This window comes from Enterobacter cloacae complex sp. I3 (assembly GCF_014896175.1).
Lineage (GTDB): Bacteria > Pseudomonadota > Gammaproteobacteria > Enterobacterales > Enterobacteriaceae > Enterobacter > Enterobacter bugandensis.
The window spans coordinates 1-21,494 of the sequence record NZ_JADBQZ010000006.1; the positions used below are offsets into that span (position 1 = coordinate 1).

Annotated in this window: 19 protein-coding genes; 17 read left to right on the forward strand and 2 right to left on the reverse strand. The window is 56.1% G+C overall.

The genetic code is table 11. From position 1 onward, the window contains the following. Window positions 1-571: 571 nt before the first annotated feature. The 14 genes from lrhA to nuoN all read left to right on the forward strand — a co-directional run bounded on the left by lrhA (window position 572) and on the right by nuoN (window position 17,081). Window positions 572-1,510 (forward strand): transcriptional regulator LrhA, encoded by a 939-nt coding sequence (gene lrhA / locus IM271_RS05700; protein WP_028013934.1) that lies wholly within the window; start codon window positions 572-574, stop codon window positions 1,508-1,510. 630 nt (window positions 1,511-2,140) lie between these two features. Continuing rightward, window positions 2,141-2,581: an NADH-quinone oxidoreductase subunit NuoA gene (nuoA, locus tag IM271_RS05705; protein ID WP_014171000.1), complete on the forward strand. Its 441-nt coding sequence runs from the start codon at window positions 2,141-2,143 to the stop codon at window positions 2,579-2,581. Window positions 2,582-2,596: 15 nt separating this feature from the next. Next, window positions 2,597-3,271, forward strand: a complete 675-nt coding sequence (gene nuoB, locus IM271_RS05710) for an NADH-quinone oxidoreductase subunit NuoB (RefSeq protein ID WP_003861482.1) — start codon at window positions 2,597-2,599, stop codon at window positions 3,269-3,271. 89 nt (window positions 3,272-3,360) lie between these two features. Next, window positions 3,361-5,163 carry an NADH-quinone oxidoreductase subunit C/D gene (gene nuoC / locus IM271_RS05715; protein ID WP_028013933.1) on the forward strand — a complete coding sequence of 601 codons (1,803 nt, stop codon included), beginning with the start codon at window positions 3,361-3,363 and terminating at the stop codon, window positions 5,161-5,163. Window positions 5,164-5,165: 2 nt separating this feature from the next. Then, entirely contained in the window at window positions 5,166-5,666 is a 501-nt protein-coding gene (nuoE, locus tag IM271_RS05720) for an NADH-quinone oxidoreductase subunit NuoE (protein ID WP_006176513.1), read from the forward strand. Continuing rightward, complete coding sequence (gene nuoF, locus IM271_RS05725) at window positions 5,663-7,000, forward strand: NADH-quinone oxidoreductase subunit NuoF (protein WP_006811381.1); 1,338 nt, start codon at window positions 5,663-5,665, stop codon at window positions 6,998-7,000. Before nuoE ends, nuoF begins: the two co-directional genes overlap by 4 nt. Window positions 7,001-7,055: 55 nt before the next feature. Then, window positions 7,056-9,779 carry an NADH-quinone oxidoreductase subunit NuoG gene (gene nuoG / locus IM271_RS05730; protein ID WP_045259693.1) on the forward strand — a complete coding sequence of 908 codons (2,724 nt, stop codon included), beginning with the start codon at window positions 7,056-7,058 and terminating at the stop codon, window positions 9,777-9,779. Further along, window positions 9,776-10,753 carry an NADH-quinone oxidoreductase subunit NuoH gene (gene nuoH / locus IM271_RS05735; protein WP_008500211.1) on the forward strand — a complete coding sequence of 326 codons (978 nt, stop codon included), beginning with the start codon at window positions 9,776-9,778 and terminating at the stop codon, window positions 10,751-10,753. Before nuoG ends, nuoH begins: the two co-directional genes overlap by 4 nt. A 13-nt stretch (window positions 10,754-10,766) precedes the next feature. Next, window positions 10,767-11,309, forward strand: coding sequence for an NADH-quinone oxidoreductase subunit NuoI (gene nuoI / locus IM271_RS05740; RefSeq protein ID WP_003861491.1), 543 nt, complete (start codon window positions 10,767-10,769; stop codon window positions 11,307-11,309). A gap of 10 nt (window positions 11,310-11,319) precedes the next feature. Continuing rightward, window positions 11,320-11,874 (forward strand): NADH-quinone oxidoreductase subunit J, encoded by a 555-nt coding sequence (nuoJ, locus tag IM271_RS05745; protein ID WP_008500212.1) that lies wholly within the window; start codon window positions 11,320-11,322, stop codon window positions 11,872-11,874. Beyond that, window positions 11,871-12,173 (forward strand): NADH-quinone oxidoreductase subunit NuoK, encoded by a 303-nt coding sequence (nuoK, locus tag IM271_RS05750; protein WP_003861496.1) that lies wholly within the window; start codon window positions 11,871-11,873, stop codon window positions 12,171-12,173. The genes nuoJ and nuoK overlap by 4 nt, the downstream gene beginning before the upstream one ends. Beyond that, on the forward strand, window positions 12,170-14,011 hold the full coding sequence (nuoL, locus tag IM271_RS05755) for an NADH-quinone oxidoreductase subunit L (protein WP_028013930.1): 1,842 nt from the start codon (window positions 12,170-12,172) through the stop codon (window positions 14,009-14,011). Before nuoK ends, nuoL begins: the two co-directional genes overlap by 4 nt. A 76-nt stretch (window positions 14,012-14,087) precedes the next feature. Further along, window positions 14,088-15,617 carry an NADH-quinone oxidoreductase subunit M gene (gene nuoM, locus IM271_RS05760; protein WP_193052301.1) on the forward strand — a complete coding sequence of 510 codons (1,530 nt, stop codon included), beginning with the start codon at window positions 14,088-14,090 and terminating at the stop codon, window positions 15,615-15,617. A gap of 6 nt (window positions 15,618-15,623) precedes the next feature. Next, the gene (gene nuoN / locus IM271_RS05765; RefSeq protein ID WP_028013929.1) at window positions 15,624-17,081 is read left to right on the forward strand and encodes an NADH-quinone oxidoreductase subunit NuoN; all 1,458 of its coding nucleotides are present in this window, start codon (window positions 15,624-15,626) and stop codon (window positions 17,079-17,081) included. A gap of 92 nt (window positions 17,082-17,173) precedes the next feature. Here nuoN and IM271_RS05770 read toward each other — a convergent pair whose 3' ends face one another. After that, window positions 17,174-18,178: a chemotaxis protein gene (locus IM271_RS05770; protein ID WP_008500216.1), complete on the reverse strand. Its 1,005-nt coding sequence runs from the start codon at window positions 18,176-18,178 to the stop codon at window positions 17,174-17,176. Window positions 18,179-18,242: 64 nt separating this feature from the next. Beyond that, entirely contained in the window at window positions 18,243-19,160 is a 918-nt protein-coding gene (gene rbn, locus IM271_RS05775; protein WP_193052302.1) for a ribonuclease BN, read from the reverse strand. 71 nt (window positions 19,161-19,231) lie between these two features. On the opposite strand from rbn, the gene IM271_RS05780 reads away from it, so the two are divergent. The 3 genes from IM271_RS05780 to menF all read left to right on the forward strand — a co-directional run bounded on the left by IM271_RS05780 (window position 19,232) and on the right by menF (window position 21,433). Next, window positions 19,232-19,693: a GNAT family N-acetyltransferase gene (locus IM271_RS05780; protein WP_193052303.1), complete on the forward strand. Its 462-nt coding sequence runs from the start codon at window positions 19,232-19,234 to the stop codon at window positions 19,691-19,693. Window positions 19,694-19,746: 53 nt separating this feature from the next. Continuing rightward, complete coding sequence (gene elaB / locus IM271_RS05785) at window positions 19,747-20,052, forward strand: stress response protein ElaB (protein WP_028013924.1); 306 nt, start codon at window positions 19,747-19,749, stop codon at window positions 20,050-20,052. Window positions 20,053-20,137: 85 nt separating this feature from the next. Further along, window positions 20,138-21,433: an isochorismate synthase MenF gene (gene menF, locus IM271_RS05790; RefSeq protein WP_045259697.1), complete on the forward strand. Its 1,296-nt coding sequence runs from the start codon at window positions 20,138-20,140 to the stop codon at window positions 21,431-21,433. The last annotated feature ends 61 nt before the right edge of the window (window positions 21,434-21,494 follow it).

Genomic DNA, 21,494 nt, shown 5'->3' on the forward strand with positions numbered 1-21,494 from the left:
GTTAAGTGTTATTAATGAATGACCATAATCTAAATTAAAATTTATTTATTATTAACCAACAAAATGCAACTTTAGTTAATTCTAAAAAAATTAGTTTAGAAGCTTAACAAACCTCTTTAATCCTGAATATTGCAATAAGACTTATAAATAAAGTGGATTTGGGTTAAGATGTCTATACGGAAAGCAGTAGAAAGATGCAGTGGTTTTGCATTTTTGAAACTGATTTTTCGATTTAATTGATTGTTATTGTTGGAGTTATCTCTGGCTGGAATGTGTCAAACATCTCCTGCTACGTTGACAGCGCTGCGAAAAAGATGGCAGAAAAAGTGTTACGCCTTTAATGTAATTTACATAACCCTGCGAACATCTAAATATCCTGAACGTTTAAGAGAATAAAAATAACGTCATGAAACGTGCTTTCTGACTGTTGATATAAAGCAGCACAATAACTATCTGTCAGGCAGTCTGCCGGGCCGGGATGCGAGGGAAAACCTTCAGAAGGAATTGCTTAACTGTTACACACAGCTTCAACCCGGGCAGCTCCGCACGAGCAACCTGAAAGTGAATAGATATGATAAATGCAAATCGTCCGATAATGAATCTCGACCTCGATCTGCTGAGAACGTTTGTTGCGGTCGCCGATCTCAACACTTTTGCAGCAGCTGCTGCCGCCGTCTGCCGAACTCAGTCCGCCGTTAGCCAGCAAATGCAGCGGCTGGAGCAACTGGTTGGGAAAGAGCTTTTTGCCCGTCACGGGCGTAATAAGCTCTTAACGGAACACGGTATTCAGCTACTGGGTTATGCCAGGAAAATTCTTCGCTTTAATGATGAAGCATGTATGTCATTAATGTTTAGCAACCTTCAAGGGGTGTTAACCTTAGGGGCATCTGATGAGTCAGCGGATACAATATTGCCGTTTCTTCTCAACCGAATTAGCTCGGTTTATCCGAAGCTTGCGCTGGATGTGAGCGTAAAGCGTAATGCCTTTATGGTTGAGATGTTAAATGAGAACAAGGTCGACCTGGTGGTCACGACGCATCGTCCCGGACAGTTTGATTGTCTGACCTTGCGCACATCGCCAACGCACTGGTATTGCGCAGCGGAATACGTGTTGCAAAAAGGGGAACCCGTACCGCTGGTTTTACTGGACGATCCGAGTCCTTTCCGGGATATGGTGCTTACGGCGTTAAATGAAGCCAACATTCCGTGGCGTCTGGCCTATGTAGCGTCCACGCTGCCCGCGGTGCGTGCCGCCGTGAAAGCGGGTCTTGGCGTAACGGCCCGTCCGGTAGAGATGATGAGCCCCGATCTGCGCGTTCTCGGTAAATCTGATGGTCTCCCAGCGCTGCCGGATACCGAGTATCTGCTTTGCCATAACGCGTCCAGTCATAACGAGCTGGCGAAGGTGGTGTTTGAGGCAATGGAAAATTACCATAACCCATGGCAGTTCGAGCATGTTACCTCCGAAGGGGGGGATGATTCCCTGATCGTTGAAGGTGACTTTGAGTGATCAAAAGCTCAAAATTCTGGTAACAAATTGTAAGTGTAAAAAAAAGCCACTCGTGCCGTTTTCGCACGCAGTGGCTTTTTTTTGCCATTATTATCCTCTTTCGTTACAGGGTTTTCATAAATAAAACATACATATCAAGGGAATAAATGCTTCTGCTTAAATATTGTTCACTTTCCGTTCTAACTTCATCCATAACCCCTTGATGTTAAAAAAGCAGCAAATATGTTGCCGGTTTTTTGGGTGAATTAACAAAAGCGTGTCTCAGATCAAGAAAATACTCCTATTTGGGGGGAGGAATCGTTGGCAAATCCTGTCAAAATAGGAGGGTTATTTTTTTTACTTCCAAAACGGACACGATTCAACAACATGCATTTGACGAAAAGTCAGGTAACCACCAGGGTTAAAGGGCACCAAATGTTAATGAGAATCGCTCGATGTAATTTAATGTGAAGAAACCTTTGTTAAAGTTGACAATAGGTTATAGAAAGGAGTAAAAAACCCCATCATTTTGCTGTCTACGTCTCATTTCAGACAGTTAGTGTAAGGTTATTTGTTCCTCCCCATGAATCGATGTGATGCCCATCTGCCAGCAAGAGCAGTGTCGTCGGTATCACTTTTGATGAGTAAGCAATGAGTATGTCAACATCCACAGAAGTCATCGCTCATCACTGGGCATTCGCAATCTTTCTTATTGTAGCCATTGGCCTGTGCTGCCTGATGTTAGTCGGCGGCTGGTTCCTGGGCGGTCGCGCCCGTGCAAGGCACAAAAACACACCTTTCGAATCAGGTATTGATTCAGTAGGTTCCGCTCGCTTACGCCTGTCTGCCAAGTTCTATCTGGTAGCGATGTTCTTCGTCATCTTTGACGTGGAAGCGCTCTACCTGTTCGCATGGTCGACCTCCATTCGCGAAAGTGGTTGGGTGGGCTTTGTCGAGGCCGCAATTTTCATTTTAGTGCTACTGGCCGGTCTGGTTTATCTGGTGCGTATTGGCGCGCTTGACTGGACGCCTGCGCGTTCACGTCGTGAACACATCAACCCGGAAAACAGTATCTCTAATCGTCAGCAGTAACAGCGAGGCAATAAGATGGATTATACGCTCACCCGCATAGATCCTAACGGTGAGAATGACCGTTACCCCCTGCAAAAACAGGAGATCGTAACCGACCCCCTGGAGCAAGAAGTCAACAAAAGCGTGTACATGGGCAAACTCGAACATGCCATGCACGATATGGTCAACTGGGGTCGTAAGAACTCCATCTGGCCATACAACTTTGGCCTTTCTTGCTGCTACGTTGAAATGGTGACGTCATTCACTGCGGTGCATGACGTTGCGCGTTTTGGGGCCGAGGTACTGCGTGCTTCCCCGCGTCAGGCTGACCTGATGGTGGTGGCCGGTACCTGCTTTACCAAAATGGCACCTGTTATTCAGCGTCTGTATGACCAGATGCTGGAGCCAAAATGGGTTATTTCCATGGGCGCATGTGCAAACTCCGGCGGTATGTACGACATTTATTCCGTTGTACAGGGCGTTGATAAGTTCATTCCGGTGGATGTTTACATCCCGGGCTGCCCGCCGCGCCCAGAAGCCTATATGCAGGCGCTGATGCTGCTGCAGGAGTCTATCGGTAAAGAACGTCGCCCACTCTCATGGGTTGTTGGCGATCAGGGTGTCTATCGCGCGAACATGCAGTCCGAGCGCGAGCGTAAACGTGGTGAACGTATTGCCGTCACCAACCTGCGTACGCCTGACGAAATTTAATTTGCGCCTGTAGGCCTGGAGAAAACCTTCGCATATCACTACTCAAATAGCGCGAAGCCAGGCTTAACAGTCACCACGGACCATTTGCAATGGTGAACAATATGACCGACTTAACCGCGCAAGAAGCCGCCTGGCAGACCCGGGATCATCTTGATGACCCCGTTATTGGCGAACTGCGCAACCGTTTTGGGCCGGATGCCTTTACCGTTCAGGCGACCCGCACCGGGGTACCCGTTGTTTGGGTGAAGCGTGAACAATTGCTGGAAGTTGTCGATTTCCTCAAGAAATTGCCAAAACCTTACGTCATGCTGTTTGACTTACACGGCATGGACGAACGTCTGAGAACGCACCGCCAGGGTCTCCCTGCTGCGGATTTTTCCGTTTTCTACCACCTGATCTCAATAGACCGCAACACGGATATCATGCTCAAGGTGGCATTGTCTGAAAACGACATGCATCTGCCGACGATCACCAAACTTTTCCCGAACGCTAACTGGTATGAGCGTGAAACCTGGGAAATGTTCGGCATGACCTTCGACGGCCACCCGCACCTGACGCGCATCATGATGCCGCAGACCTGGACCGGCCACCCGCTGCGTAAAGACTACCCGGCACGTGCGACCGAATTCGATCCGTTTGAGCTGACCAAAGCCAAGCAGGATCTGGAGATGGAAGCGCTGACCTTCAAGCCGGAAGACTGGGGCATGAAGCGCGGTACTGAAAACGAGGACTTCATGTTCCTCAACCTCGGTCCGAACCACCCGTCTGCGCACGGTGCATTCCGTATTATTCTTCAGCTTGATGGCGAAGAGATTGTCGACTGCGTACCTGACATCGGCTACCACCACCGCGGTGCTGAGAAGATGGGCGAGCGTCAGTCCTGGCACAGCTACATTCCGTATACCGACCGTATCGAGTACCTCGGCGGCTGCGTAAACGAAATGCCATACGTGCTGGCCGTTGAGAAACTGGCAGGCATCACCGTACCGGATCGCGTTAACGTGATTCGCGTTATGCTGTCAGAACTGTTCCGCATCAACAGCCACCTGCTGTACATCTCCACGTTCATTCAGGACGTGGGCGCGATGACGCCGGTCTTCTTCGCCTTTACCGATCGTCAGAAAATCTACGATCTGGTGGAAGCGATTACCGGCTTCCGTATGCACCCGGCCTGGTTCCGTATCGGCGGTGTGGCACACGATCTGCCGCGCGGCTGGGACCGCCTGCTGCGTGAATTCCTCGACTGGATGCCGAAACGTCTGGCGTCTTACGAGAAAGCCGCGCTGCGCAACACCATCCTGAAAGGCCGTTCCCAGGGCGTTGCTGCCTACGGCGCGAAAGAAGCGCTGGAGTGGGGTACCACAGGTGCAGGTCTGCGTGCGACCGGTATTGATTTCGACGTGCGTAAAGCCCGTCCTTACTCTGGCTACGAGAACTTCGACTTTGAAGTCCCGGTTGGCGGCGGTGTTTCCGACTGCTACACCCGCGTGATGCTGAAAGTGGAAGAGCTGCGCCAGAGTCTGCGCATCCTTGAGCAGTGCCTCAACAACATGCCGGAAGGCCCGTTCAAGGCGGATCACCCGCTGACCACGCCGCCGCCGAAAGAGCGCACGCTGCAGCATATCGAAACCCTGATCACCCACTTCCTGCAGGTTTCCTGGGGTCCGGTCATGCCGGCGCAAGAATCCTTCCAGATGATTGAAGCGACCAAGGGTATTAACAGTTACTACCTGACCAGTGACGGCAGCACCATGAGCTACCGTACTCGCGTGCGTACGCCGAGCTTTGCGCACCTGCAGCAGATCCCGTCCGCCATCCGCGGCAGTCTGGTCTCTGACCTGATTGTGTATCTGGGTAGTATCGATTTTGTTATGTCAGATGTGGACCGCTAATTATGCACGAGAATCAACAACCACAAACCGAGGCTTTTGAGCTGAGTGAAGCAGAGCGTGCCGCCATTGAGCACGAGATGCACCACTACGAAGACCCGCGTGCGGCGTCCATTGAAGCGCTGAAAATCGTACAGAAACAGCGTGGTTGGGTGCCGGATGGGGCGATTTACGAGATCGCAAAAGTGCTGGGCATTCCGGCAAGTGACGTAGAGGGCGTAGCTACGTTCTACAGCCAGATCTTCCGTCAGCCGGTAGGCCGCCATGTGATCCGCTACTGTGACAGCGTCGTCTGCCACATTACCGGCTATCAGGGCATTCAGGCTGCGATTGAGAAAAAGCTCAATATCAAGCCGGGACAGACCACGTTCGATGGACGCTTTACTCTGCTGCCAACCTGCTGCCTGGGTAACTGCGACAAGGGGCCGACCATGATGATTGATGAGGACACTCACAGCCATCTGACGCCGGAAGCGATTCCTGACCTGCTGGAGCAGTACAAATGAAAACTGTAATTCGTACTGCTGAGACGCATCCGCTGACCTGGCGTCTGCGCGATGACAAACAGCCGGTATGGCTCGACGAATACCAGAGCAAAAACGGCTATGCCGGTGCGCGTAAAGCCCTCGGCGGCATGGCGCCGGACGACATCGTTAATGCGGTGAAAGATTCCGGCCTGAAAGGCCGCGGCGGTGCGGGCTTCTCCACTGGTCTGAAGTGGAGCCTGATGCCAAAAGACGAATCCATGAACATCCGTTACCTGCTGTGTAACGCCGATGAAATGGAGCCAGGCACCTATAAAGACCGCCTGCTGATGGAGCAGCTGCCGCACCTGCTGGTGGAAGGCATGCTGATCTCCGCGTTTGCGCTGAAAGCGTACCGTGGCTACATCTTCCTGCGCGGTGAGTACATCGAAGCGGCAGAAAACCTGCGTCGCGCGATTGCCGAAGCCACCGAAGCCGGCCTTCTGGGTAAAAACATCCTGGGTACCGGGTTTGACTTCGAACTGTTCGTGCACACCGGTGCCGGGCGTTACATCTGCGGTGAAGAAACTGCGCTGATTAACTCCCTGGAAGGCCGCCGTGCGAACCCGCGTTCCAAGCCACCGTTCCCGGCAAGCTCCGGCGTGTGGGGTAAACCGACCTGCGTAAACAACGTCGAAACCCTGTGTAACGTCCCGGCTATCCTCGCCAACGGCGTGGAGTGGTATCAGGGCATCTCCTCAAGCAAAGATGCCGGTACCAAACTGATGGGCTTCTCCGGTCGCGTTAAAAACCCTGGCGTCTGGGAACTGCCGTTCGGTACCACCGCACGCGAAATTCTTGAAGACTACGCCGGCGGCATGCGCGATGGCCTGAAATTTAAAGCCTGGCAGCCGGGTGGGGCAGGGACAGACTTCCTGACCGAAGCCCACCTTGACCTGCCGATGGAATTCGAAAGCATTGGTAAAGCAGGCAGCCGTCTGGGTACGGCGCTGGCGATGGCCGTCGACCACGAGATCGGCATGGTCTCGCTGGTACGTAACCTGGAAGAGTTCTTTGCCCGTGAGTCCTGCGGCTGGTGTACACCGTGCCGTGACGGTCTGCCGTGGAGCGTGAAGATCCTGCGCGCCATCGAGCGCGGCGAAGGCCAGCCGGGCGATATCGAGACGCTTGAGCAACTGTGTCGATTCTTAGGGCCAGGTAAAACCTTCTGCGCCCACGCACCGGGTGCCGTCGAGCCGCTGCAGAGCGCGATTAAATATTTCCGCGACGAATTCGAAGCAGGCATCAAGCAGCCGTTCAGCAATACCCATTCGATCAATGGTATTCAGCCGAACCTGCTGAAAGCGCGCTGGTAACGACAAGAATTTTGATTAACGCTCGGTTTCGACTGAGCCAACTGGAAGCATGCTAATGGCTACGATTCATGTAGACGGCAAAGAATACGAAGTCAACGGGGCGGACAACCTGCTGGAAGCTTGTCTGTCTCTTGGCCTCGATATTCCGTACTTTTGCTGGCATCCGGCGCTGGGCAGCGTCGGTGCTTGCCGCCAGTGTGCGGTGAAGCAATATCAAAACGCGGAAGACACGCGTGGTCGCCTGGTGATGTCCTGTATGACGCCAGCCACCGAAGGCACTTTTATTTCGATTGATGACGAAGAAGCCAAACAGTTCCGCGAAAGCGTGGTGGAGTGGTTGATGACCAACCACCCGCACGACTGTCCGGTTTGTGAAGAGGGCGGTAACTGCCACCTTCAGGATATGACCGTGATGACCGGTCACAGCTTCCGTCGCTATCGCTTTACCAAGCGTACCCACCGTAACCAGGATCTGGGGCCGTTCATCTCTCACGAAATGAACCGCTGCATCGCCTGCTACCGCTGCGTGCGTTACTACAAAGACTATGCGGATGGTCAGGATCTGGGCGTCTATGGCGCGCACGACAACGTCTACTTCGGCCGTCCGGAAGACGGCGTGCTGGAGAGCGAATTCTCCGGTAACCTGGTAGAAATCTGTCCGACCGGCGTATTCACGGATAAAACCCACTCCGAGCGTTACAACCGTAAATGGGACATGCAGTTTGCGCCAAGCATCTGCCAGCAGTGTTCCCTCGGCTGTAACACCAGCCCGGGTGAGCGCTACGGCGAACTGCGTCGTATCGAAAACCGTTACAACGGTACCGTTAACCACTACTTCCTGTGCGACCGCGGTCGTTTCGGCTATGGCTATGTGAACCTGAAAGACCGTCCGCGTCAGCCGGTTCAGCGCCGTGGCGACGACGTTATTACCCTGAACGCTGAACAGGCGATGCAGGGCGCGGCAGATATCCTGCGCCAGTCGAAGAAAGTGATCGGTATCGGCTCCCCGCGCGCCAGCATCGAAAGCAACTTCGCGCTGCGCGAGCTGGTTGGAGCGGAAAACTTCTACACCGGCATCGCTCAGGGCGAGCAGGAACGTCTGCAGCTGGTGTTGAAGGTGCTGCGTGAAGGCGGTATCCATACCCCTGCGCTGCGCGAAATTGAATCCTATGATGCGGTTCTGGTGCTGGGTGAAGACCTGACGCAGACCGGCGCCCGCGCGGCTCTGGCGGTTCGTCAGGCGGTGAAGGGTAAAGCACGTGAAATGGCAGCGGCGCAGAAAGTGGCTGACTGGCAGATTGCGGCGATCCTCAACATCGGCCAGCGCGCTAAGCACCCTCTGTTTGTAACCAACGTCGACAACACCCGTCTGGACGATATCGCCGCGTGGACCTACTGCGCGCCGGTTGAAGACCAGGCGCGTCTTGGCTTTGCCATTGCCCACGCGCTGGACAACAGCTCACCGGCCGTTGAGCTGGATCGCGACCTGCAAAACAAGGTCGACGTGATTGTTCAGGCCCTCGCAGGTGCGAAGAAACCGCTGATTATCTCCGGAACCAACGCCGGTAGCGCTGAAATCATTCAGGCCGCCGCGAACGTTGCCAAAGCCCTGAAAGGCCGCGGTGCAGACGTCGGCGTGACCATGATTGCCCGTGCGGTAAACAGCATCGGTCTGGGCATGATTGGCGGCGGCTCGCTGGAAGAAGCGTTAAGCGAACTGGAATCCGGTGCCGCTGACGCCGTTGTGGTGCTGGAAAACGATCTGCACCGCCACGCGTCTGCCGCTCGCGTTGACGCCGCGCTCTCCAAAGCGCCGCTGGTGATGGTCATTGACCATCAGCGCACCGCGATCATGGACAAAGCGCACCTGGTGCTCTCTGCTGCAAGCTTCGCAGAAAGCGACGGTACCGTTATCAACAACGAAGGCCGCGCGCAGCGTTTCTTCCAGGTTTATGACCCGGCGTACTACGACAGCAACACCGTGATGCTGGAAAGCTGGCGCTGGCTGCACTCCCTGCACAGCACCGTGCAGAGCCGTGAAGTGGACTGGACGCAGCTCGACCACGTTATCGACGCGGTGGTGGAAAAACTGCCTCAGCTGGCAGGCATTAAAGATGCCGCACCTGAAGCAAGCTTCCGCATCCGCGGCCAGAAGCTGGCGCGTGAACCGCACCGTTACAGCGGCCGTACCGCCATGCGCGCCAACATCAGCGTGCACGAACCGCGCCAGCCGCAGGATAAAGACACCATGTTCGCCTTCTCCATGGAAGGGAACAACCAGCCCTCTGCCCCGCGTTCGCAAATCCCGTTCGCATGGGCTCCGGGCTGGAACTCCCCGCAGGCGTGGAACAAGTTCCAGGCTGAAGTGGGCGGCTCCCTGCGCCACGGCGATCCGGGCGTGCGTCTGATTGAAGCTTCCGAAACCGGTCTGGACTTCTTCACCACCGTACCGGCGAGCTTCCAGGCGCAGGACGGTAGCTGGCGTATTGCCCCGTACTACCACCTGTTCGGTAGCGACGAGCTGTCCCAGCGTTCACCGGTCTTCCAGACCCGTATGCCGCAGCCTTACATCAAGCTCAACCCGGCGGATGCCGCGAAGCTTGGCGTTAACGCGGGCGCGAACATCGCCTTTAGCTATGACGGCCAGACCATCAGCCTGCCGCTGATTATTTCTGAAAATCTGACAGCAGGGCAGGTAGGTCTGCCGATGGGTATGCCTGGTATCGCGCCGGTTCTGGCGGGTGCGCGTCTTGATAATCTGCAGGAGGCAAAAGCATGAGTTGGTTAACGCCGGATCTTATCGACATCCTGCTGAGCATTCTGAAAGCGATTGTGATCCTGCTGGTGGTGGTCACCTGCGGCGCGTTCATGAGCTTTGGTGAACGTCGTCTGCTCGGTCTGTTCCAGAACCGTTACGGACCGAACCGCGTGGGCTGGGGGGGTTCACTCCAGCTGGTCGCGGACATGATCAAGATGTTCTTTAAAGAGGACTGGATCCCGCGCTTCTCGGATCGCGTGATCTTTACTCTGGCACCGATGATCGCCTTCACCTCGCTGCTGCTGGCGTTTGCTATCGTTCCGGTCAGCCCGACCTGGGTGGTCGCTGACCTGAACATCGGCATTCTGTTCTTCCTGATGATGGCTGGTCTCGCGGTTTACGCGGTCCTGTTCGCAGGCTGGTCCAGTAACAACAAATACTCGCTGCTGGGCGCGATGCGTGCTTCCGCGCAGACGCTGAGCTACGAAGTGTTCCTGGGGCTCTCCCTGATGGGCGTGGTGGCGCAGGCCGGTTCATTCAACATGACCGACATCGTCAACAATCAGGCCGACATCTGGAACGTTATCCCGCAGTTCTTTGGGTTTATTACCTTTGCTATCGCGGGCGTGGCCGTGTGTCACCGTCACCCGTTTGACCAGCCGGAAGCCGAACAGGAACTGGCCGACGGTTACCACATTGAATATTCCGGCATGAAGTTCGGTCTGTTCTTTGTGGGCGAGTACATCGGTATCGTCACCATTTCCGCGTTGATGGTAACGCTGTTCTTTGGTGGCTGGCATGGCCCGTTCTTACCGCCGTTCATCTGGTTCGCGCTGAAAACCGCGTTCTTCATGATGATGTTCATTTTGATTCGCGCAGCGTTACCGCGTCCACGTTATGACCAGGTAATGTCCTTCGGCTGGAAAGTGTGCCTGCCGCTGACGCTCGTCAACTTGTTGGTAACGGCAGCTGTCATTCTCTGGCAGCAGCCATAAGGGGCTATAGACCATGACCTTAAAAGAATTACTGGTAGGTTTCGGTACCCAGGTACGCAGTATCTGGATGATCGGCCTGCACGCGTTTGCTAAACGCGAAACCCGGATGTACCCGGAAGAGCCGGTATATCTGCCGCCGCGCTACCGTGGCCGTATCGTGCTGACGCGCGACCCTGACGGCTCCGAGCGCTGCGTTGCCTGTAACCTGTGTGCGGTAGCGTGTCCGGTCGGCTGTATCTCTCTGCAGAAAGCCGAGACGGTAGACGGCCGCTGGTACCCTGAGTTCTTCCGCATCAACTTCTCACGCTGCATTTTCTGCGGTCTGTGTGAAGAAGCGTGCCCAACCACGGCGATTCAGCTGACTCCAGACTTCGAGCTGGGTGAGTACAAGCGTCAGGACCTGGTGTACGAGAAAGAGGATCTGCTGATTTCCGGTCCGGGCAAATACCCGGAATATAACTTCTACCGGATGGCGGGTATGGCAATCGACGGCAAAGATAAGGGCGAAGCAGAGAACGAAGCTAAGCCTATCGACGTCAAGAGCCTGTTACCGTAAGGAGAGGGCAATGGAATTCGCTTTTTATATCTGTGGCCTTATCGCCATCCTGGCTACGCTGCGAGTGATTACGCACACCAATCCGGTGCATGCGCTGCTGTACTTAATCATTTCGCTGCTGGCTATTTCCGGGGTGTTCTTCGCGCTGGGCGCGCACTTCGCCGGTGCGCTGGAAATCATCGTTTACGCCGGGGCCATCATGGTGCTGTTTGTGTTCGTAGTGATGATGCTGAACCTGGGCGGCTCTGAAATTGAGCAGGAACGTCAGTGGTTGAAACCGCAGGTGTGGATTGGCCCGGCAATTTTGTCGGCCATCATGCTGGTGGTGATCGTTTACGCCATTCTGGGCGTGAACGATCAGGGCATCGACGGCACGCCAATTGGTGCGAAAGAGGTGGGTATCACGCTCTTTGGCCCATACGTTCTGGCGGTGGAACTGGCCTCTATGCTGCTGCTGGCAGGCCTGGTTGTGGCTTTCCACGTTGGCCGCGAAGAGCGTGCTGGCGAGGTGCTGAGCAACCGCACTGACGACCGCGCGAAAAGAAAAACGGAGGAGCGCGCATGATCCCCTTAACACATGGACTGATCCTCGCTGCGATTTTATTCGTTCTGGGTCTGACCGGTCTGGTTATCCGCCGCAATCTGCTGTTTATGCTGATCGGCCTGGAAATCATGATTAACGCCTCCGCGCTGGCCTTCGTGGTCGCCGGAAGCTACTGGGGCCAGACCGATGGTCAGGTGATGTACATTCTCGCCATCAGCCTCGCGGCTGCTGAAGCGAGTATTGGCCTGGCGCTGTTGCTGCAGCTCCATCGTCGCCGCCAGAATCTGAACATCGATTCAGTAAGTGAGTTGCGTGGATGAACATGCTTGCCTTAACCATTATTTTTCCGCTGATTGGCTTCGTGCTGCTGGCGTTTTCTCGCGGCCGCTGGTCTGAGAATCTGTCCGCGACCGTTGGCATGGGCTCTGTCGGCCTGGCTGCGCTGGTCACAGCGTATGCGGGTATCGACTTCTTTAACAACGGACGCCAGCCTTTCAGCGTGCCGCTGTGGACCTGGATGTCGGTCGGTGATTTCAACATCGGTTTCAACCTGGTGCTGGATGGTCTCTCCCTGACCATGCTCTCCGTGGTCACCGGCGTCGGCTTCCTGATCCACATGTTTGCCTCCTGGTATATGCGCGGTGAAGAGGGTTACTCCCGCTTCTTCGCCTACACCAACCTGTTTATTGCCAGCATGGTCGTTCTGGTGCTGGCCGATAACCTGCTGCTGATGTATCTGGGCTGGGAAGGCGTGGGCCTGTGCTCTTACCTGCTGATCGGTTTCTACTATACCGATCCGAAGAATGGCGCAGCGGCCATGAAAGCGTTCGTCGTAACCCGCGTGGGTGACGTCTTCCTCGCGTTCGCGCTGTTCATTCTCTACAACGAACTGGGCACGCTGAACTTCCGCGAGATGGTGGAACTGGCGCCAGCACACTTCGAGGCAGGCAATAACATGCTGTGGTGGGCAACGCTGATGCTGCTGGGTGGTGCCGTGGGTAAATCCGCGCAGCTGCCGCTGCAGACATGGCTGGCCGACGCGATGGCGGGTCCAACCCCTGTCTCCGCGCTGATCCACGCCGCGACCATGGTAACCGCCGGTGTTTACCTGATTGCGCGTACTCATGGCCTGTTCCTGATGACCCCGGAAATTCTGCATCTGGTGGGTATCGTCGGTGCGGTCACGCTGGTGCTGGCAGGCTTTGCCGCGCTGGTTCAGACCGACATCAAGCGCGTTCTCGCGTACTCCACCATGAGCCAGATTGGTTACATGTTCCTCGCGCTGGGCGTTCAGGCGTGGGACGCGGCCATTTTCCACCTGATGACGCACGCGTTCTTCAAAGCGCTGCTGTTCCTCTCATCCGGTTCGGTGATTCTGGCCTGCCATCACGAGCAGAACATCTTCAAGATGGGCGGACTGCGTAAGTCCATCCCGCTGGTCTATGTCTGCTTCCTGGTGGGCGGCGCGGCGCTGGCGGCACTGCCGCTGATCACCGCGGGCTTCTTCAGTAAGGACGAAATCCTTGCGGGTGCCATGGCGAATGGTCATATCAATCTGATGGTTGCGGGTCTGGTCGGTGCGTTCATGACTTCCCTGTATACCTTCCGTATGATTTTCATCGTATTCCACGGTAAAGAACAAATTCACGCTCACGCAGGGAAGGGGATTACCCACCACCTGCCGCTGATTGTGCTGCTGGTACTCTCCACCTTCGTTGGCGCGATGATTGTGCCACCGCTGCAGGGCGTACTGCCAGACACAACCGAGCTTGAGCACGGTCGCGTTCTGACGCTTGAAATCACCTCCGGTGTGGTCGCTATCGCGGGTATCCTGATTGCGGCATGGCTGTGGCTGGGCAAACGTACGCTGGTCACTGCCGTGGCCAACAGTGCGCCGGGCCGCCTGCTGGGCACCTGGTGGTACAACGCGTGGGGCTTCGACTGGCTGTACGACATGATCTTCGTTAAGCCGTTCCTGGGCGTTGCGTGGCTGCTGAAGCGCGACCCGCTGAACAGCCTGATGAACATCCCGGCGATCCTCTCCCGCTTTGCAGGTAAAGGCCTGCTGTACAGCGAGAACGGTTACCTGCGCTGGTATGTGGCGTCCATGAGCATCGGTGCGGTTGTGGTGCTGGCGCTGCTGATGGTATTGCGTTGATCGTTAAGTGAATTTTATTCGAATTCGTTGAAAATCAGGCCCCTGCTGGGGGCCTTAAAAAGGAATGTAAATCGCCATGTTACTACCCTGGCTAATATTAATTCCCTTCATCGGCGGCTTCCTGTGCTGGCAGACCGAACGCTTTGGCGTGAAGATGCCGCGCTGGATCGCGCTGATCACGATGGGATTGACGCTCGCGCTTGGCCTGCAACTGTGGTTGCAGGGCGGTTACTCACTGACCCAGTCTGCGGGCATTCCGCAGTGGCAGTCTGAGTTCATCCTGCCGTGGATCCCGCGTTTCGGCATTACGATCCACCTGGCGATTGACGGTCTGTCGCTGCTGATGGTGGTGCTGACCGGTCTGCTCGGCGTTCTGGCGGTACTCTGCTCCTGGCGAGAAATCGAAAAATACCAGGGCTTCTTCCACCTGAACCTGATGTGGATCCTGGGCGGCGTGATCGGCGTGTTCCTTGCCATCGACATGTTCCTGTTCTTCTTCTTCTGGGAGATGATGCTGGTGCCGATGTACTTCCTGATCGCGCTGTGGGGCCACAAGGCGTCCGACGGTAAAACGCGTATCACGGCGGCAACCAAGTTCTTCATCTATACCCAGGCGAGCGGTCTGGTAATGCTGATTGCCATTCTGGCGCTGGTGTTCGTTCATCACAACGCAACCGGCACCTGGACCTTCAACTATGAAGACCTGCTGAAGACCCCGATGTCACACGGCGTTGAATACCTGCTGATGCTGGGCTTCTTCATTGCCTTCGCGGTGAAAATGCCGGTGGTTCCTCTGCACGGCTGGCTGCCAGACGCGCACTCTCAGGCACCAACGGCGGGTTCCGTTGACCTGGCGGGCATCCTGCTGAAAACGGCGGCCTACGGTCTGCTGCGTTTCGCACTGCCGCTGTTCCCGAATGCCTCCGCGGAGTTCGCACCGATTGCCATGTGGCTGGGTGTGATCGGTATCTTCTACGGTGCCTGGATGGCCTTCACGCAATACGACATCAAGCGTCTGATTGCTTATACCTCCGTTTCCCACATGGGCTTCGTGCTGATTGCTATCTACACCGGCAGCCAGCTGGCGTACCAGGGCGCGGTGATCCAGATGATTGCGCACGGTCTGTCCGCAGCCGGTCTCTTCATCCTGTGCGGCCAGCTGTACGAACGTCTGCATACCCGCGACATGCGTATGATGGGTGGTCTGTGGAGCAAAATTAAATGGCTGCCAGCGCTGTCCATGTTCTTCGCGGTGGCTACCCTGGGGATGCCGGGTACCGGTAACTTCGTCGGCGAATTCATGATTCTGTTCGGCAGCTTCAAAGTGGTACCGGTGATTACCGTGATCTCCACCTTTGGTCTGGTGCTCGCTTCCGTGTACTCGCTGGCGATGCTGCACCGCGCTTACTTCGGTAAAGCGAAGAGCGAAATTGCTGCACAAGAACTGCCGGGGATGTCGCTGCGTGAGCTGTTCATCATCCTGCTGCTGGTCGTACTGCTGGTGCTGTTGGGCTTCTTCCCGCAGCCGATTCTGGATACCTCGCACAGCGCGATGGGCAATATCCAGCAGTGGTTTGTTAATTCTGTTTCTACTACAAGGCCGTAATTCGCCATGACAATAACTCCACAACAACTGATCGCGCTGCTACCGCTGCTGATCGTCGGATTGACGGTGGTGGTTGTGATGCTCTCCATTGCGTGGCGACGCAATCACTTCCTGAATGCCACGCTGTCGGTCATCGGCCTGAATGCCGCGTTAGTCTCACTCTGGTTTGTTGGCCAGGGCGGGGCGATGGACGTCACCCCGCTGATGCGCGTTGACGGTTACGCCATGCTGTATACCGGGCTGGTGCTGCTGGCGAGCCTGGCAACCTGTACCTTTGCTTACCCGTGGCTCGAAGGCTACAACGACAACAAAGAAGAGTTTTACCTGCTGGTACTGATTGCCGCGCTGGGCGGCATTCTGCTGGCGAATGCCAACCATCTGGCCGCGCTGTTCCTCGGTATTGAGCTGATCTCTCTGCCGCTGTTCGGCCTGATTGGTTACGCCTTCCGTCAGAAGCGCTCTCTGGAAGCGAGCATCAAGTACACCATTTTGTCTGCTGCCGCGTCGTCCTTCCTGCTGTTTGGTATTGCGCTGCTGTACGCACAGTCCGGTAACCTCTCCTTCATGGCGCTCGGCAAGAGCCTCGGCGACGGCATGCTCCATGAGCCGCTGCTGCTGGCGGGTCTGGGCATGATGATCGTTGGCCTCGGCTTCAAGCTCTCTCTGGTTCCGTTCCACCTGTGGACACCAGACGTATACCAGGGGGCGCCTGCTCCGGTGTCGACCTTCCTGGCGACGGCGAGCAAAATCGCTATCTTCGGTGTGGTCATGCGTCTGTTCCTGTACGCGCCGGTGGGTGATAGTGAAGCCGTTCGCGTGGTGCTGGGCATCATCGCGTTCGTCTCCATCATCTTCGGTAACCTGATGGCGCTGAGTCAGACCAACATCAAGCGTCTGCTGGGCTACTCGTCCATCTCTCATCTGGGCTACCTGCTGGTGGCGCTGATTGCGCTGCAGAGCGGTGAGATGTCGATGGAAGCCGTAGGCGTGTATCTGGCCGGTTACCTGTTCAGCAGCCTCGGCGCCTTCGGCGTGGTGAGCCTGATGTCCAGCCCGTACCGTGGTCCGGATGCCGATTCACTGTTCTCCTACCGTGGTCTGTTCTGGCACCGTCCAATTCTGTCCGCCGTAATGACCGTGATGATGCTCTCTCTGGCGGGTATCCCGATGACGCTGGGCTTTATCGGTAAGTTCTACGTGCTGGCCGTCGGTGTGCAGGCGCACCTGTGGTGGCTGACTGCCGGTGTCGTTATCGGCTCCGCGATTGGCCTGTACTACTACCTGCGTGTGGCCGTGAGCCTGTACCTGAGCGCGCCTCAGCAGCTCAACCGCGATGCTCCAGGCAACTGGCAGTACAGCGCCGGTGGTATCGTGGTGCTTATCTCCGCGCTGCTGGTGCTGATCTTCGGTATCTATCCGCAGCCGCTGATTGATATCGTGCAGCGAGCGATGCCATTAATGTAAAAAACAAAAAACCCGCCTCGGCGGGTTTTTTATGGTTTGCGCCCTCTCCCTGTGGAAGAGGGATGGGGTGAGGGCACCAGCCCGCACAGGACCTAAGCCAGCTGCTTCCGGCTAATCAACGGCCCGTCAATCTTCTTCATTGAGCGGTCCAGCACTTCCTCAATCACCGACGACAGCTCGTTCAGCTCAAACTTCGCCACGTATCCGTCCGCCTTCACCTTGCGAATATGATCTTCGTTAGCGTTGCCGGAAAGGGAGGAGTGGATCACCACCGGAATATCCTTCAGAACCGGGTCGGTTTTGATTTTGCGCGTCAGCGTAAATCCGTCCATCTCCGGCATTTCGAGGTCGGTCAGCACCAGAGCGATCTTATCGGTGATCGGCACGCCCTCAGCCTGCGCCTGTGCGGCCAGCACGCCAATTTTTTCCCACGCGTCTTTACCGGTGATGTGCAGCTGCGCCGGGATCTCCATCGCCTGCAGACCTTTCTCCAGCATCGAACGCGCCACTTTGGAATCTTCCGCCACAATCGCGACTGCGCCTGGCTTGATGTTGAACTTGGTGGTTTTCAGATTGGTGGCGTGCAGATCGTGGTTGGCCGGGGTGATGTCATACAGGATCTGCTCAACGTCCAGCACCATCGCCAGATCGTTGGTATCCGTTTTCTCATCCAGGCAGGCAATGCTGGTGATATAGCGGCCGCTGACGGCGGTTTCCGCCGCGTGCACCTGCTTCCAGTCCAGACGCATGATGTTCTCAACCGACTCCACGGCAAAGGCCTGCACGCTGCGGGCATATTCGGTGATAAGCAGGATGTTAAGCCCGGTGGTAGGCTTACAGCCCGCCACGGCGGCCAGATCGATCACCGGGATCACCTGATCGCGAATATTCACCATCCCCATCAGCGGTGATTTCATCCCGGCGGGTTTTGTGAATTCCGGCATCGGCACAATTTCACGCAGCTTAAAGACGTTAATGCCAAACAGCTCGGATTTATTTTCGTTCAGAGAGGTGCCAAGACGGAACAGCAACAGTTCAAAACGGTTCGACAGGGTCAGATTCGCCCTGTCATCAATATCTTTCTGGAAATTATCCATTCTACCCTCGAGAGAAATGCTGACCTTTTAATCGTTATCGGCATTCTGAGAGAAAAATGAAGGGCTAAACGCTGACCTTAGCGAAATCTTCGGCCAGCTCGCATTCCGGGAACAGCGCGCGGCACTCTGCGAGCAGGCCTGCACAGCCCCGCGCGTCGTAGCGCGAGCTGACGTGGGTAACGATGAGCCTCCCGACGCCCGCGTCACGGGCAAGCTGTGCCGCCTGACGCGTGGAGCTATGCCCCCGGCTGTTGGCTTTCTCTTCCATCGCTGTTTCCAGCGTGGCTTCATGCACCATCACGTCCACGCCCTGGGCAAGCTGAAGGGCGGCAGGGCACGGGGCCGTGTCGCCAAAGATAGCCAGCTTCTTGCCCGGCTCGGGCGCGGCGAGATAATCCTGGCCGTCGATCGTGCGCCCGTCCTCCAGCGTAACGCTCTCGCCCTGTTTGAGTCGCTGGAACAGCGGTCCGGGCTTTACGCCAGCGGCCATCAGCGCGGCGGCGTCCAGCGCGCCGGGTTTGTCATGCGCTTCAATGCGATAGCCATAGCACTCAACGGGATGATTCAGCGGCTGCGCGCTCACCTTATAATCACCGTCATCGAAAACCAGGCCTTCGCTAATCTCAACGATCTCCAGCGGATAATCCGTCCACGATCCGCTCAGGCGCAGCGTGGTTTCAACAAATTCACGCACACCCGCAGGCCCGTAAATCGTCAGCGGATTGGCGTTGCCGGCCATGGAGCGGCTGCACAGCAGGCCCGGCAGGCCAAACAGATGGTCGCCGTGCAGGTGAGTAATAAAAATTTTATCCAGCTTGCCGGGGTGATACGCGGTGTGCAGCAGCTGATGCTGCGTCCCTTCACCGCAGTCAAACAGCCACAGCCCGCCGCGGGTGGGGTGCTTAAGATCCAGCAGAATTGCCGTCACGTTTCGTGAGCGGGTTGGCACGCCAGCGGACGTACCCAGAAAAATCAGTTCCATAACGCAATCAGCCCTTTGCCGAACGGGGAGGGGTTTAGTATAACGTGGTGAACCCCAGGAAGGAGAAAGAGATGATCCAGTGGCAAGATTTACATCATAGTGAGCTCACCGTTCATTCGCTCTACGCGCTGCTTAAACTGCGCTGCGAAGTGTTTGTGGTTGAACAGACGTGCCCGTATCAGGACATCGACGGCGATGACCTCGTTGGCGAAAACCGCCATATCCTCGGCTGGAAGGATAACGAGCTGGTGGCGTATGCGAGGATTCTGAAAAGCGAGGACGATGTCGAGCCCGTGGTGATAGGCCGCGTCATTATCAGCGGTAACGAGCGGGGTGAGAAACTGGGCTATCAGCTGATGGAAAAAACGCTGGAGTCATGCCAGAAACAGTGGCCGGACAAGGCGTTATACCTGGGCGCGCAGGCGCACCTGCAATCCTTCTACGGTCATTTCGGTTTTATGTCGGTCACCGAGGTGTACGACGAAGACGGTATTCCGCACATCGGCATGGCGCGGGAAGCGAAACAGGCGTAATGGCGCGTCGTTGTCTATAGTTAGCGGACTGGTGTACTAACATGGAGAAAAATATGTCATTTCAATCCTGGGATACCCGCATCGACGACGACCTGACCTTACTGAGTGAAACGCTGGAAGAGGTGTTACGTTCCTCGGGCGACCCTGCCGATCAGAAATATATCGAGCTGAAAGCCCGTGCCGAGCAGGCGCTCCACGACGTTAAAAACCGCGTCAGCCATGCGTCTGATACTTACTACTACCGCGCCAAAAAAGCGGTTTATCGTGCCGATGATTACGTCCATGAAAAACCGTGGCAGGGCATTGGGGTGGGCGCAGCCGTAGGGCTGGTGCTGGGTCTGCTGCTGGCCCGTCGTTAAGCCGTTTAACCACTCCCTATACGTGGGTACTGATATTTCTTATGGTACCCCGTATAATATGAGGTTTTAACAGGGAGAGGTTCGCGTGAATTCGATTTTCCTCGCGCTGGAACAATTGCGTAGCCATCTTTCGCAAGCGTTACCTGCCACATCCGGCCTGCGTCATTTCGACGTCTCTTTCCCGTTAAACGATGCCTTCGATCCCCTCGCCTGGCTGGGCGAGCAGCAGTGCTATCCCCAGTTTTACTGGCAACAGCGTAACGGCGATGAAGAGCTGGCCGCGCTGGGAGCGGTGGTCCAATTCTCCTCTCTGGCGTTAGCCTCGCAGTTTTTAAGTGCGCAACATGCCCCTGAAGATACCCGAATCTGCGGCCTGAACGCGTTTAACCCGGAGCAGGGCAGCCTCTTTTTACCGCGTCTGCTGTGGCGACGTACCGCTGGCAACGCCACGTTGCGTCTGCAGCTGTGGAGCGACAGCTCGCTTGAGGACGATGCCGACACCGCGCGGGCGTTCTTACAGCAACTGCTCCCCGCCAGACCGATCCGTCCGCTCTCCGTGCAGGTTGAGCGCGAAACCCATCACCCGGAAAAACCGCAATGGCTTAGCCTTATCGGCAAAGCGACAGAGACGATTGCACGCGGTGATTTCGAAAAGGTCGTTCTCGCCCGAGCAACCGACCTGCAGTGTAAACAGCGCGTTAACCCCGTCGCGCTGATGGCCGCCAGCCGCGCCCTGAATTTAAACTGCTATCATTTCTGCATGATATTCGACGCCAGCAACGCGTTTCTCGGCTCCACGCCCGAGCGTCTCTGGCGGCGGCGCGGCAAGCTGCTGCGCACCGAAGCGCTGGCGGGCACCGTCGCCAGCCATACTGACGATAAACAGGCGCAGCGTCTGGGCGAGTGGCTGCTGAATGACGATAAAAACCAGCGCGAAAATATGCTGGTGGTGGAAGATATCTGCCAGCGTCTTCAACACCATACGCAGACGCTGGAGGTGTTGCCTGCTCAGGTCGTCCGCCTGCGCAAAGTGCAGCACTTACGCCGCTGTATCTGGACCGAGCTCAAGCAGGCCGACGATGAGCTGTGCCTGCACGTGCTACAGCCGACGGCGGCGGTTGCCGGGCTTCCGCGACAGCCAGCGCGCGAGTTTATTCAGCACGTTGAACCCTTTAACCGCGAGTGGTACGCCGGTTCGGCCGGGTATTTATCCCCCGAACAAAGCGAATTCTGCGTGGCGCTGCGCTCGGCGCGCGTACAGGAAGACGCTCTGCGGCTTTACGCCGGAGCGGGCATTGTCAGCGGCTCTGACCCGGAGCAGGAGTGGCAGGAGATCGAAAACAAAGCCGCCGGATTGCGCTCTCTGCTCCTAAGGGATTAATACTGATTCGCGCAATCCCGATTCATATCAAAATTCCAATTTTTTCTATTATTTATACTGT